The organism is Acaryochloris sp. 'Moss Beach', assembly GCF_021497025.1.
GTDB lineage: Bacteria > Cyanobacteriota > Cyanobacteriia > Thermosynechococcales > Thermosynechococcaceae > Acaryochloris > Acaryochloris marina_A.
The window spans coordinates 2,221,337-2,236,031 of record NZ_CP071717.1; the positions used below are offsets into that span (position 1 = coordinate 2,221,337).

Consider the following 14,695-nt stretch of genomic DNA (forward strand, 5'->3'; position numbering starts at 1 on the left):
CGCCCATTCTAGCGCCGAGTACAGGGATTTGTTACATCAGGGTGTCGCTGTTGGTAAGTCTGTAACCATTGGCATCCTTGCTGTAAGAGTTGAGGGAGGGTTCCAGTTTGCCAGATCCGAATGGCGTCATCTTTGCCCACTGTCATCAAAGACTTGCCATCCGCTGCAAATTGCAGACTATACACGGCCCCTTGATGTCCCATCAATTCTGCTAATTGTTGCCCTTTAGAGGTCCAAATTTTGACAATCCCATCTTGCCCAGCCGTTGCCAGACGCTGTCCATCGGCACTGAGCACCAAGCGAAGAATATCGTTGGGATGACTCTGAAATTGCTGCTGCAGCTGGCCTTTACCCGACCAAAATTTAACAGAACCATCTTTCCCCACCGTCACAATCTGCTTGCCATCAGGGCTAAAGCGGACATCACTAAGCCACCCTTGCTGGGCATCAAATTGCCTCAGCTTTTTACCAGAAGGTGTCCAGACCTTGACTTGCCCTTCTCTACCAGCCGTCACCAGTCGCTTGCCATCAGGGCTAAATCGGATCGCCCATAGGGGCTGGGTAGAGGCTTCAAATTGTTGATGGTCTTGGGACTGAAAATCCCATAGATGGACGGTCCCATCATTGGCCGCCGCCGCTAGCATCTCACCCTTGGGAGCATAGCTGAGGGAATACACTCCTTTTTTATCAACGAGATGGTCCTCTAATTTACGGCCCTGTAAATCCCACATGCGGACATAGCCATCTTCACCCGCTGTCGCTAACCGCTTTTGATCAGGACTGAACACAACATCGTTGCCTTTATTGTGGGCTTGTTTTTCCCACAACAAGGTTCCATTTTTCTGCCACAGCCGCAACATGCCATCCTTGCCCGTTGTCGCCACGGTGTCTTGTTGGGGGTGAAGCGCGATACTCCAAATACTCTTATGCTGGCCTGCCCATTGTTGCTGGCCAGCTAGGTTCCATAAGTGGAGGCTGCCATTTCTGCCTGTGGTCAGCAGACTTTGACCATCTGGGCTAAAGCTAGCGCTACTCACCAATCCAGAATGTCCTTTTAGCTCTGCCAATTTTCTCCCAGCAAAGTCCCAAACTCGAATCGTACTATCTTCCCCTAGGGTCACCAATTTTTGTCCTGTGGGGCTGGCATCAATCAGATATAGAGACGTTTGACTGCCTCGCCAGACATTCAAAGGTTGGGTACTAGACGCACTCCACAGACGAATCAGGCCATCGGTGCCGACCATAGCAAACCGTTGATTTTGCTGGCTTGAAGAAGAGGTCCCAGGCGCTGTATCGGGGAGAAAGCTCACACTGTTTAACTTGAGGTTGGGATTGATTCGGCTTTTCCATTCCCTCAGTTTCTGTCCCGATAGCGTCCAAGCCTGCATCGTACCGTCTGTCCCAACGGTCACCACGGTCTGTCCATCGGGATTAAAACTCAAACTACTCACAGAGCCATTATTGGCCGTGAACTGAGCCAACTGCTGACCAGCTTGACTCCAGATATAAACCCGACCATCGGTAGCAGCGGTAGCAAATTGGTCACGATTAGGGCTAAACCGAATACTTCTAAGTCTGCCAATCTTCTGTTGGGCTGTTGACTTGAGGTCACCTTCAGCATCCCAAAACTGGAGCTGTCCCACCGGAGTGATGGTCAAAACCTGGTCATTTTTGAGGAATGCTGCAAACCGGATGCCTTTAGGATTGGCTTGAAACGCTTGTAGCTGCTCACCCGTTGGGGACCAAATTCGGACATAGCCATCTTTTCCTGCGGTAATCAGTTGATCGCCGCCAGGACTAAAGGAACCACTATAAATGCGTCCCTTATGCCCCTGCCAGGTATTCGTTTCATACATATTGTCCAGAATGCTCTGGAGGACAAACAGGGGTTTGACGGTGGGATAGTCTTGCAGCTGGCGTTTAGTAGGGACTAAGTCTTGCAGTTTTTGGCCTAGCTCAATCGCGGACTGCAGGGCCTGTAGCTGATTCGTGGGGAATTGCCGGAGAGTAATCACCCCTTCCTGTTCCAAGGACAGACTTTGCTGAGATTCTTGGAGATCTCGCCCCGTACGAATGCCAACTGCAATCGCCAAAACGGAGATACCGGAGACCAATGCCAAGGCTGCGATCGCAACTCTGACAATTCGACGGGCCTTGCCATGGGCCTCCGTCAAAATATGGTTGGCCTCTTCCATGGCTTTCTTGGACTGGCGCTCGGTGGCGAGGCTGACTTCGACTTCTTGCTTGTCAGCGTTCTGACTCGCGCTTAAAAACTGATAGTCCTGGTCACTTAAGCTTTTGGTATTGGACCAGGCCAAAGCCTCCCGCAAGGCTTGACCTCGAAGAAGCCGGGACATATCTTGTCCGTCAGACTGCAACCAAGACTGCATCACATCGGCATAGGGCCGCAATTGCGCCAATTGCTGCTCGACCCAAGTCAGATCAAAGATTTTGGCATAAATGTGATTGTGAATATAAAGCTGCCCTTGTTGCTGAATCACCAAGCCCGACAACAGGAGCTCCATTTGTTCAGAACTATTGTCTGTGGGGGTACCCACTTGCCAATCGGGTTGGTCTAGCAGCTTCTGATAACTGCCGAGCAGCCGTCCCGCTCGCTTTTCATTTTGCAGCAGGCGATTGCGAATGGTGCGGAGGTGCTCTGGTTCATCTTGGGCCTCCCAACTATGGAGAATTTGCAATTGAACCAAATCGGTCACAGCCTGGGCTTCTTCGCCTGGGGGAATGGTGGAACCCGTGGTCAGCAACTTACACAGCTTTTGGGTCAAAAAAGGTTGCCCATTCGTCCAATCTAAAACCGCCTGTACTAAACGTTCTGGATGTTCGGACACATCGCTCAGACCGGCAGTGAGAGGCCGAGCAGCTGAGGATTGAAAGCCACGCAGGTGAATCGCGCGGCCAATATTAAAAGGGGTGCGCTGCTGGTCTTGAATCAGTTGGGAAGGGGTAGCGACGCCGAACAACGCAAAGGTGAGGCGCTTAAAGTCATCACGATCGACCCGACTGTTGTAATGGGCGCGCAGCAGGGCAAAGAAATCATCGGCAGAAAAGCTGAGGCTGAGCAGGCTATCAACTTCATCAATAAAGATCACCATGTTCTGGGGGACATGGACAAACAGCACCTGTTCAATAAAGTCCGTCAGGCGTTGGGCGGGGGATAACAGGGTGCGATCTCGCCACCAAGACCGCAAATGAAACTTGTCCCCCAGCTTAAATTCGCTGACCAATGCCCCAATCAGACTGGCATACCACTGCTCTGCGGTAATATTCTGGCTGCCAATTTTAGTGACATCAATGGAGGCGCAGGCAAACCCTTCCACGGTCAAGCGCTTCATGGTATGCACACGCAAACTGGATTTGCCCATCTGACGAGCCGTGAGTACGTAGCAAAATTCCCCTGCTTTTAGGGCTTGATACAAATCACGATCGGCTTGGCGGACGACATAGGTCCGGGCATCTACGGGTAAACTTCCCCCCACTTGATAGGGATTGATCGGCGACATATCGGTCGTCCAGTCTGAGACAGAGGTATCCATAGGCAAACCATAACCAGCGATGGGCAGTCCCTAGGGGAAGCACCCATAGTCACAAAATATCACCCTCATTCCCTGGCCCCTTGCTCTGCCGCCACCGTTGCAAAATATTGACGATAGAGATCGCAACGGGGTTGTGCCCCATTCCCAACCAGTTGAATGAGACCTAAACTGTGCAGCTTAAACAACACAGAGGGTTCTAGAGAAATAGCCTGATCAGCCGTAACAGCGGCAATAAAGGATTTTGCCAATTGTTGATGCTGTTGCAAATTCCACCAATGGCCCCTTAGATGATCGCGAAATAGTCCTGCTTCCGTCGGAGCTGTTTCCAGCAGTTGGTCTAAACTCATATCTCCCTTGGCAACGTGATACAGGGCTAGTCGGATCAGATAGGGATGGCCACCTATGAGGGTTTGAAGCTGGGTAATCTGAGCTTCATCCCAATCCAAGTGATGTAGCTCTGCCAGTTGGCTAATTTGCGCTAAAGAGAATTCTGGTAAATCAATGGGTAAGCCGACATTAAAGGGGGACTGATTGGTGTTGAGGGGAATATAGACCTCAGTTGCATGAACGACGATAAGCCGCAATTTCTGCCAGATTTCTTGGTTTTTGGCTTCTTCATGCCAAGCCCGCAGCAAACCAAAAAAGTCGCTGGCAATCTCAGGATATTCAAACACTCGATCCACTTCATCGAGGGCCAAGGTCAAGGGGCCATCTAAATCAGGCAGAATATACTCTTCGAAATAAGCGGTGCAATTGTATTTACTGCCAAAAATATCGTCCCAAGTTTCAGAAATTCGATTGGGCAAACGCAATCTGCGACTGACACTCGCACAGAGCCACTGCAAGAGCTTGTCCAGATCCGTAAATACCTTGCCATCCGCCAATTGCAAATTCAACGACACCGTGTTCAACCCTTGGCTAGAGGCTTCGTGGAGAATTCTAGCCATAAGTGAAGTTTTACCCATTTGCCGAGGAGCTTTGATGCGAATTAACGACCCGGGTTGCACTACAGTTTCCGCACAGCGGATTTCAATGGGGGGACGCTCAATATAAAACGCCGATGCTACATTCACCTGTCCTTCTGGCAATTCTGGCTCAGCGACGGGTAATGGGGGCGCATCGGATTTTTGCTTGGGTGGCGGCACCGTGGGGAATGAACCCGAACTCACTTGTTCAGCGGTTCGAGTCACTGAAGCACTGGCATCCAAGGTTGCCAAAATGTCTTGGACCAGGTTGGGCGTATCGCTGGCCGATCGCCAAATGCGCTGCTGCAGCCGATGCAAATATCCTCGTAATTCGTAATTCAAGGAACCATCCATCGGCAAATCAACCCGAATGGGCACAATTTGAGGTCGCTGTTCCGAACGACTCTGATGCAATGCTTTGACCGCTCGCACTTCCTGCAGCATCAACTCGCTATGGGCCGAGGCCCGAGACAAGAGCAAGACATAAAAGTCACAAGCCTTGAGAGCGTGATCAATATGCTGCGCCCAATTCTCTTTTAGCTCCAGGCTCTGGGTAGACATAAACGGCTGATAGCCTGCCCCTTTAACCGCTTCAAATAAGTCCTTAGCAACCTGCAGCTCGGGTTCCCGATTCAACGCACTAATAAAAACCTGGCTAGTCACTTCCGCCAACGGTTGAGTCGCACTTTCCGGATCAGCGGCAAGGGAATCTGATCCTAATGAGCCCTTGGGGAAATCAGCCGGACGAGCCACTTGCGGGGTGGTTTGATAGCTACGTTCTACAGTGGGGTCAGCATCACCAGCCCAAAAGTTTTGTACGGGCGATCGCAAGATTTTGCCAACTTTTTGGAACCATCCTGACGAGGGTTGGGCTTGGAGTTCTTTTAAGACCTCTTCTGCAGATTGATACCGATATTGAAAGTGGTAGCGGACCATTTGCTGTAGCACATCCGCAAGGGCTGGGCTAACAGACACTTCTTCCTGCCAGTCAATCTCGCCCTGGGCTGTTTGGGTAAATTGGGTCGGGTTTTTACCAATAAAGGCCTCAATCCCAATCATGCCTAAAGCATAAAGATCGCTATTCGCTCGGGGACGGCCCTGGGCCTGTTCAGGAGCCATATAGCCAGGGGTGCCAATGGCAATCGTTCCCCCCCAACCGGCAAGGGTTGATGGGGATCACTACTCAGTTCTTTACGCAGCTGCTTAACTGCGCCAAAGTCAATCAGGACCAGCCGACCATCCTGCTGCCGACGAATAATATTTTCTGGCTTGATATCGCGGTGAATGACATTGAATTGGTTAATGAAAGCCAGAATCGACAAAATATCCTGCAGGAGTTGAGTGACTTGTTCTTCTGACCATTGACAGCCCTGGGGTAATTCTTTGCGCAGTAGGTGACCGGGGATATATTCCTGGACGAGATAAAACTCTTGTTTTTCTTCGAAATAGGCTAATAAACGAGTAATCTGATCATGGCTTCCTAATTTCTCCAGCATGACGGCTTCCCGCTCAAATAGAGACCGTGCTTTCGGTAAAAAACTCAGGATCTCGTTTCGCCGGCTTGAGATGCTTGACCACACATTGGGGGGCGATCGGGACGATGAATATCCACAGCCAGATAAGTCTGACCAAAACTACCGCCGCCTAAGGTTTCCTGAACTTGATATCGTCCACCGAGGGTTCGACCGAGCATACTCTGTAATGCTTATGTGAGAGGTGTACTGTCTTTTCTCAACCACTACAGACCATCAACACAGTTGATCAGGGATCTGTACTAGACCTATTGTCACGCGTTTGGCGAGCAAAGAGGAGGTTGGATTGTCGGCAAATACCAAAACCCAACCGTATCCTAACTGCTTGAGGATACGGTTGTAGTGATTTTGACATCGGCTTGATTAAGACTCGCAGTAGGAGGCCAGATCCTGCAGGTCTTTTAGGGACGCCGCATCATCGGTCTAACGGTTTTGATTCTGCGAAATTGACGCTTTTGGGTCGGGAAACGACGCAGGGTAGGACGAATGCGCCGCCCCGTTGACTTCATCCGCCGCCGATTCGTTTTAAGGCGCTTCCCTAAAGATTTCATGGGGCGACGATTGAACTTGATTTTTTTACGAAGTATTTTGAGGCGACGAGCACTGGGCTGAACGCGCTTGGACTTTACCCGTCGAGTTCCTGGCTTGAGGCGATACCGTTTCTTTTGCAAGGACTTATTGTTCTGAAGTCTAGTCTTGCGAACTAAGCCTTTTGGCTGTTTGGAGGGAGATTTAATGGCTTTAGTGGGAACCAATACTTTGGGACCCGCAGGGATTGCTTCTGGAACTGCGGGTAATCCTTCCTCAACAGGTTCGGCTAAACCAGGGTCTGGATGTTCACCAAAGTCATCATCGGGTGGGAATGCATTGTCATTCCCAGAAGCCCCGATCCCAATGAGGGGGCCTTCAGTACCGATATTGATATTGACATTGATGGCAGGACCGCTAGAGTCTTGCGTCTCTTCTACCAAGGCTGTGTCATCTGCGTTAGCAAATTCATCTTCTGCAAGGGAATCAACTGCCACAGGGGAACAAAGTTCAGTAGGTTCTAGGCCTTCTTGAGCATCCTCACCAGTTGCTTCAACTTTGGTTTCCTTACTTTCGCTCATCGTTGAGAGACAATCTTCTGTGAGCAATTCTTCAGTTAACTCAGATGACTCAGTCTCCAAAGAGATAGGAGTGTCTTCTGTTGGGGTGGGATTAGCCTCGGAGGCGAGACTAGCGAGGGGATTCATCCCAACCACCAGGCAAGCCATTAGAAATACTTGCAGTTTGTTAGGCGCAGGATGAGCAGAGCCAGCCGTTTGTTTCAGCATCATTACAGTTCCTTGTAGTCGTCAGCGTTGAGAAGAATTAGCTTGTACTGTTCTCTTAGGACCAACGCGGTTGGTTTATGCACGCTGCTGAACATTGGGATACATGCAACCTCGGACTGCACTGCTGGCAATCTTTTCCACCTTTCTGCAATTTGAGACCGATCACGTCCACACTTGGGCCAGTGATTCAAAGCTGCGTCGCAGTATGCAGATCCACCTTGAGCAATCTCAGAAAGCCGATCTGTCGGCGAAGTTTTGGTCCCTGTACTGGCATAAGCTGTGGCGAGTGGAATCTCAGCCCGACTCACAGAAGGTCTCAGCAGGCCATTTATCGGCCTATTTACAGGAAACTTGTTATTGGACCGCCCAGAAAACGGCGACTCGGTTTAGCAGCAGCCGCTATGGGGTGAGTGACTATTTTCAAATCGCCATGGCGCAGGTGGACAAGATCCTCAAGGGCTTCAATTCCGATCAAGGCTTTAATCTGCAAAATTATGCCAGCGCCACCTTCGCCAGCTTAATGCGGGAAACGCTACGGCAACGCCGCGAAATTGATATTTGCAGTGATTGGGCTTTGCTACGAAAGCTAAGCCAGAAGCGGCTGGTCGAAGCCTTGAAAAATAATGGTGTGCCTCAGGAAACAATTGACCGTTATGTTTTAGCCTGGGTGAGCTTCAAGGCAATTTATGTCCCTCAACAGGCAACGGGGACTCAGAAATTGGAGAAACCAGGGGCTGCGGTTTGGGTTGCGATCGCAACTCAATACAACCAAGAACGCACCACACAATTATCCCCGAATACTGATGCCATCACGGTTGAGGATCTCGAAGCCATCCTAATGACCTGTACCAAAGCAGCCAGAGCCTACCTCTACCCATCCCAAATTTCCATCAATACACCCAGACCGGGACAAGACGCGGGAGAATTTCTCGACCAATTAGCCAACATAGAACAGGCTTCGTTACTGGAAGAGATGATCGCCACAGAAGAATTGCACACCCGGCAATCCCAGCATCAACAACTCGGTGAGGTGCTAATGGCAACCATCCACCAACTGGATCAACCGTCCCAAGATCTCTTGCAGCTCTACTACTCCCAAGCCTATACCCAACAGCAAATTGCCGAGAAATTAGAGATGAAGCAATACACCATCTCTCGACGATTAACCAAACTTCGCAAGACACTATTGACCGCTCTAGCCACCTGGAGCCAAGAGAACCTGCATATTTCACCCGACTCGGACATACTCAAAGCCATGAGTTCTTCCCTGGAAGAATGGCTAACGGGACACTACGGTGAATCTCCCCCCCTGCCCCTGCATTAGAGTGATGATCATGACGTCTGATTTAGCCTTATTTGATTCCACCTATTTAGAAATTGATGCTGCGATTCAATCACGATGTTGGCAACAGAGCTTAGGGGCAGCCCGCAACCGCTGGCAGGTCTACTTGCATTTGATCTGTTTGGAAACGGTGCTGCCTTGGTTGCGGGAAGATCATAATTTATGGTCAATCCCGGCCCTGAAGTTACCTTCCTTACAGAGTATTTGGGCAGTAGTAGCGGGAACCCCTATTCAAGTCGGGTCGCAGAAACTGGTGTTGATTCCCACGGAAAGTATCGATTTAGATGAACTGCGGGTTCCCCAAGAATGGGTGGATATTCCCGACTGGATAGCAGATTACTATGTGGCAGTGCAGGTCAATCTGGATGAGGGCTGGGTGAGATTAGGGGGATTTACCAAACACTTACAGCTCAAAGGACAGGGGCAATACGATTGGCGCGATCGCACCTACTCTCTCAACGATACTGATCTCACCCCAGATCTGAATGTGCTCTGGTTAACTCAGCAATTCAATCCCCAAGAGGTCACTCAAGCAGCAGTTAATCCGTTGCCAGCACTCTCCAAGGTACAAGCTGATCAACTTATTCAACGGCTCGGCAATGCAGATATCGTTACTCCTCGCCTATCCATTCCTTTTGAACAATGGGGCAGCTTAATAGATCACGGTGGTTGGCGACAGCACTTAGCGGCACAACGATGCGGCATCACTGAACAGCTTTCAGTGGGGCAATGGCTGCAAACGGGGATGACAAATCTGGCGCAACAGATGGGCTGGCAATCTATTACGTTACAACCCCAACTCTCTGCTGCCCGAGGCGATCAACCCTCAACACCAATTGCAGCGATTGCGCGACAGTTACAGATTGAGGGTCAGCCCTATGAGTTGAATATCTATGCAGTGGAAACTGATTCAGCGTGGCGGTTTGAACTTCGACCTGTCACCCCTGGTGCCACGATTCCAACAGGTTTTGTGCTGAGATTACTCACGGAAGAACTAGCGTCTTTTGAGGGGAATGAAGATCAAGCCTCTGAACCTGTAGATCGGCTCTATATCGATGTCGCTCTAGAGTCTGGTGAAAGTCTAGTTTGGACGGTAGAACCACGGCCAGACCAGTATGACCAAGAACTTCTCAGATTTTAGGCAATACAAGCCTGTTCAAGAATGTGGATAAGATACACACCACAAAGATTCATGCAAATCGAATACTTCACTCGGGCACGTTAAGAGTACGGGCCGGTGCAACTTTCCTGCATTTTCTGCAGAAGGTAGAGTCTTATGCAGACTTGAATGAGTCACCATGTGTCTAATATTTTGTGGTACTTCGGCCATCCTATGACTTCACCCTTGCTTACCGATATTGAGTCCGCTGATGTGGACAAGGTTGATGCTGCACTTCAATTGATAGTATCTGGCCGTTTAGATGAAGCAGAAACTCTGTTGTTAAGCGTTATTGCCAATACACCATCAGACTACGCCAACGGTGAAGAGACTGACGATGCCATCTCTATTAAATTCTGGGACGAGACTAACTTTATCCACTATGTCACTTGGGAAAACCATCATGGGCGTGCGAACAAGACTATCAACTGGCTGGGTAACGCTTATCCCCGTGCCTACTTCCACATGGGATTTCTCTGCGTAAAACGTAAACAATTCGACAAAGCCATCGAGTACCTTGAGAAAGGCCAAGCACTCGAACCCAAAAATCCCAAATTCTCCTGTGAAAAGGCAAAAGCCTTGGTGAGTGAAGGTCGCAAAGAAGAAGCACTCGCCCTTTATGGGCAAATCACGGAAATCAGTGCATACGTTAGCACCCATGATCTAGCCATCGCTCTGCGCGGTCGTGGGTTTGTGTTGATTGAAATGGGTGATCTCGATAATGCAGAATTGGCATTTCAGTCTTCACTCAAGATTGAGCCAGACAATGAAGTCGCACTGAATGAATTAAGCTACATTAACCACTTACGCCAAGGCAGTGCTGCAAGCTCTACGGAAACCGTACTATCCACTAGCCTCGATCTATCAAACTGTAGGGTATGTGGTCAGCCGTTCGATGAAGGTGTTGTTGTCTCATTCCAAGGATCACCTGTTAGCATTTGCCAGCAGTGCCAACAACATCTGACAAAAAAATGGTGGCAATTCTGGAAGTGAGATACACGCCTCAACCTCAAACAATGAATGTCGTCAAGACTCTTCAGAGATTACTAGAGCGCCAGAAAAATGAAAGGGATATTGGCGAATTCGACGTTGAGCTTGTCTCACTCGGTCATTGGGCAAGCGAGATAGACTATGTCACCACTGAGCAAGAACTGCATCTGATCTTGGACTCACTCCAAGAAGAGCTATGTTCGGTACTGGGTCAGCCTATTTATAGTGGTTTAAGATCTGAACAAGAGACAGATCTTAGCCCTCAAAAATACTTCTTTGAATACCAGAGCGCATTGCGATATGTGTGGTGGGAACATGGCGATCTTGAAGTCTTGCTGATGATCACTGGGCATGATGCAGATACGTTACAACTGATTCGTATTGCCACATCCGGTATTGCTTGGTCAAACTCTATCAAGAAAGCAAACATACCCTAGGCGCACCTAAGAATATAGTGCATAGGCTTCGTTCCTAAAATATTGCCAATCTCACAAAAAGCCTCTTTTTACAAATGTAGCTCTCATCAGATCACCTATGAAGATAGGAGCAAAGATTAAGGCTAACTTGAGGCATTATCAATATTTGAAATTCAGTTCATCTCCTACAGAATTTTTTTGGAACCATTCTTCCATTGAATATTTAAATTCATGGGGACTGATAAGCTTGCTACTCGATGGATTTAGAACCAGAAATGGCTCAAGATTTTTAAGTACATCGATGATGGGGAAAAAGTCTTCCACATAGGCTCGCCGGTTTACCATAATGCAGGATACTGGATCATCCCATATGGTGAAGTGCAATACTCGACCATAAATATTATCTAGCTGATATCGATAATTAATCCATGCTAATGGAAGCTTATATCTATCTTCTGTATCTAATTCTTCCCAAATTCTTAAACTCGTTGCTTCTTCAGCAAAATTTTGGCTAAAGCCTGATATATCACAAATACGCTCAACGATATTTGTAAAACTACCAAATGGCAATACTACCTTTTCATTTAACTCCGATATTCGTTGATCAGAAGAAATTTGCAAAAAGCTATTAGCCACTCTAAAAAGGGAAAAATCTACACTCATAATTTAGTCATCACAAATAAGCTCTTCCCTCTCCTAAAAAGCTTGCACCTGTTGCCATTCCCATCTCAATAGTTGGTTTAACTAGCTTTCTGCAACCCTGTCTGCCAAGGCAATGGCAACTGCTTCAAACTCAATCCATCTTCAAAAATCTGCTGAATCGGATACATCTGTCCATCCATCGTCATAAACTGATGTTCCGCCGTCGCCTGAATCGTCGCCCCATCCGCCAGCGTATATTCAAAAACCTCTTGCTGCCCCCGATGATGCCACTGGGCAATCGGTTGGGTATACAGATGCCCTCGCTCATTAATCGAAAAGACTTGACATTCAATTTGCTCCTGTACCACCTGGCCAATGGGCAGCCAACCATACTCCAACGTCAACACAGGCGTGTCATAGCTCAGACAATATTCCGCAAATAACACCATTTGCTCGAACAAATCTTCGGAGATTTTTTTGTCAACACCTTTCTTGAAAGCCCCTTCAATGAAGATCTCCCGATGTTTCTCCATCTCCGCCACTTTCTTTTTACCCATCGCCCGTCGCAACAGGTCAGCTTCCCCCAGAGAGTAGCCCGCCATATCCTGAGCAATCTTCATGATCTGCTCCTGATAGACCATAATGCCGTAGGTCTCTTCTAGGATCGGTTTGATCAATTCATGGGGATAATCAATCTTTTCCCGCCCATGTTTACGGTTAATAAATTTGGGAATCAGCCCCGCATCCAAAGGACCCGGTCGATAGAGAGCCAGAATCGAAGAAATATCCTCTAAGTTAGACGGCTTGAGATCTTTGACGACCTGGCGCATCCCCGAAGACTCTAACTGAAAAATTCCTTCCAATTCTCCCCGTGCTAACAGTTGAAATGCTTCTGGGTCATTCATGGGTACCCGATCGATGTCTAAATCGAGCTGCCGATTCTTCTTGAGCAAGTCCGTCGTTTTCTGGATCATCGTCAGGTTTTTGAGACCCAAGAAGTCCATTTTTAGCAATCCCAAGGATTCCAAATCTTCCATGAAATACTGGGTAATCACCGCGCCCTCGTTATTGCGCTGTAAGGGCACCAGTTGATCCAACGGTTCTGAGGCAATCACAACCCCCGCTGCATGGACCCCAAAGGTTTTGTTGGTGCCCTCAATCCGAATCGCCATATCCAGCCAGCGGCGCACAATCTGATCTTTGTCGTATCTTTCCTTAAACTCAGGGGCGGGCGTTTCGTCCGAAATCATTACCTTCAGTTTTGCCGGTTTTCCTCGGGCCACCGGAATCAGCTTCGCCATTCGATCGGCATCCCCATAGGGAATATCCAGAACTCGGGCCACATCCTTGAGCACCGCTTTGGAAGTCATTCGGTTAAAGGTAATAATTTGCGCCACCCGATCTTCGCCATACTTGCGGGTAACGTAGTCAATCATTTCTTCTCGTTTTTCGATACAGAAATCCGTATCAACGTCCGGCATTGACTTCCGTTCTGGATTTAGGAATCGCTCAAATAGCAAACCATGATGAACGGGATCGATATTCGTAATCCCTAAGGCATAGGCCACCAGAGAACCTGCAGCACTGCCTCGCCCTGGTCCCACAGGAATATTATGGTCGCGGGCATATTTAATGTAATCCCACACCACCAAGAAATAAGTAGAAAAGCCCATCTGCTGGAGCATCTCTAGCTCGTATTCCAAACGTTCCTTATAGACATCCGTCACCTCTGGGCGGGCTTTGCATTCGCACCGCTCCAATAGGCCATCCCAGGTCACCTCTTCCAGGTAAGTTTCAGCAGTATAGCCTTCCGGTACTTCGTAGTCAGGACTTTGGGGGTCGCGGAAGATATCGTAGGTTTCGACCTTTTCAGCTACTTCTAGGGTGGTTGCGATCGCAGTGGCAATCACGTCATCCTCTAAGTGGTCCCGAAACATCAAAGCCATCTCATCAGCGGTTTTCAGATACTCAGTACCGCTATAGCGCAGCCGTTTGTCTTCTGTAATGAGCTTGCCCGTCTGGATACAAAGGAGGGCATCATGAGACTCCACGTCATAGCAAGAGATAAAGTGGGAGTCATTAGTGGCAATTACCTTAATATCCAGTTCCTGGGCAATGCGCACCAGCTCCACATTCACCACCCGATCTTCCTGGGAACCGTGGTCTTGAATTTCTAGGTAATAGTCATCCCCAAACAGCGCTTTGTACCATTTGGCAATCCGTCGAGCGATATCCGGCTTTTCCTTCATAATCGCCTGGGGAATCTCGCCCCCTAGGCAGGCACTGGTGACAATCAGCCCTTCATGGTGCTCTTCCAGCAGGTCTTTATTAATACAGGGTCGAGAAAAAATGCCGCGCCCTTGGACGCCATTCAGGCTAGAAATCGTGGTGAGTTTAACCAGATTTTGGTAGCCTGTCTTGTTCTTCGCCAACACCACCTGGTGATAGCGAGGCCGCCGCTCCTGCTTAGTGATATCCCCATTGATCACGTACATTTCGTTGCCGACAATGGGCTTAATCCCCTGCTTCTTGCAGGTTTTGATCAAGCCAATGGCCCCATACATCACCCCATGGTCCGTCAAGGCAATGGCGGGCATATTGAGTTCAACGGCGCGAGATACCAAATCCGGCAGCTGACTGGCCCCATCCAAAAGACTATAGTCACTGTGAATATGCAAACCCACAAAAGACATTGGCCACTTTCCTGCTAAACCTGGCTATAGGGTAACGGATTGCGATCGCAACGACTACAGTCCCGACATTATTTGTGATTGCCCAC

Annotated in this window: 11 protein-coding genes; 4 read left to right on the forward strand and 7 right to left on the reverse strand. The window is 48.9% G+C overall.

The features are described from left to right. Positions 1-8 precede the first annotated feature (8 nt). The 5 genes from HRE53_RS10275 to HRE53_RS10295 all read right to left on the reverse strand — a co-directional run bounded on the left by HRE53_RS10275 (position 9) and on the right by HRE53_RS10295 (position 7,370). Positions 9-3,554 (reverse strand): AAA-like domain-containing protein, encoded by a 3,546-nt coding sequence (locus tag HRE53_RS10275; protein ID WP_235110314.1) that lies wholly within the window; start codon positions 3,552-3,554, stop codon positions 9-11. A gap of 65 nt (positions 3,555-3,619) precedes the next feature. Beyond that, positions 3,620-5,638, reverse strand: coding sequence for an AAA-like domain-containing protein (locus HRE53_RS10280; protein ID WP_235110317.1), 2,019 nt, complete (start codon positions 5,636-5,638; stop codon positions 3,620-3,622). Further along, positions 5,581-6,015: a protein kinase domain-containing protein gene (locus HRE53_RS10285; protein ID WP_235110319.1), complete on the reverse strand. Its 435-nt coding sequence runs from the start codon at positions 6,013-6,015 to the stop codon at positions 5,581-5,583. Before HRE53_RS10285 ends, HRE53_RS10280 begins: the two co-directional genes overlap by 58 nt. Positions 6,016-6,059: 44 nt before the next feature. Further along, positions 6,060-6,212: a hypothetical protein gene (locus tag HRE53_RS10290; protein WP_235110321.1), complete on the reverse strand. Its 153-nt coding sequence runs from the start codon at positions 6,210-6,212 to the stop codon at positions 6,060-6,062. 240 nt (positions 6,213-6,452) lie between these two features. Continuing rightward, on the reverse strand, positions 6,453-7,370 hold the full coding sequence (locus HRE53_RS10295) for a hypothetical protein (RefSeq protein ID WP_235110323.1): 918 nt from the start codon (positions 7,368-7,370) through the stop codon (positions 6,453-6,455). 100 nt (positions 7,371-7,470) lie between these two features. Between HRE53_RS10295 and HRE53_RS10300 the strand changes: the two genes are divergently transcribed. From HRE53_RS10300 to HRE53_RS10315, 4 genes are all read left to right on the forward strand, one after another. Next, on the forward strand, positions 7,471-8,691 hold the full coding sequence (locus tag HRE53_RS10300) for a sigma-70 family RNA polymerase sigma factor (protein ID WP_235110325.1): 1,221 nt from the start codon (positions 7,471-7,473) through the stop codon (positions 8,689-8,691). A gap of 10 nt (positions 8,692-8,701) precedes the next feature. Beyond that, the gene (locus HRE53_RS10305; RefSeq protein WP_235110327.1) at positions 8,702-9,850 is read left to right on the forward strand and encodes a DUF1822 family protein; all 1,149 of its coding nucleotides are present in this window, start codon (positions 8,702-8,704) and stop codon (positions 9,848-9,850) included. Positions 9,851-10,042: 192 nt separating this feature from the next. Then, positions 10,043-10,861 (forward strand): tetratricopeptide repeat protein, encoded by an 819-nt coding sequence (locus HRE53_RS10310; RefSeq protein WP_235110329.1) that lies wholly within the window; start codon positions 10,043-10,045, stop codon positions 10,859-10,861. Between the two features lie 23 nt (positions 10,862-10,884). Next, a complete protein-coding gene (locus HRE53_RS10315; RefSeq protein ID WP_235110332.1) occupies positions 10,885-11,295 on the forward strand; it encodes a hypothetical protein in 411 nt (136 codons plus the stop codon). 138 nt (positions 11,296-11,433) lie between these two features. On the opposite strand, the gene HRE53_RS10320 is transcribed toward HRE53_RS10315, so the two are convergent. After that, positions 11,434-11,937, reverse strand: coding sequence for a hypothetical protein (locus tag HRE53_RS10320; protein WP_235110334.1), 504 nt, complete (start codon positions 11,935-11,937; stop codon positions 11,434-11,436). 77 nt (positions 11,938-12,014) lie between these two features. Then, positions 12,015-14,609, reverse strand: a complete 2,595-nt coding sequence (locus HRE53_RS10325; RefSeq protein WP_235110336.1) for a DNA polymerase III subunit alpha — start codon at positions 14,607-14,609, stop codon at positions 12,015-12,017. Positions 14,610-14,695 lie beyond the last annotated feature (86 nt).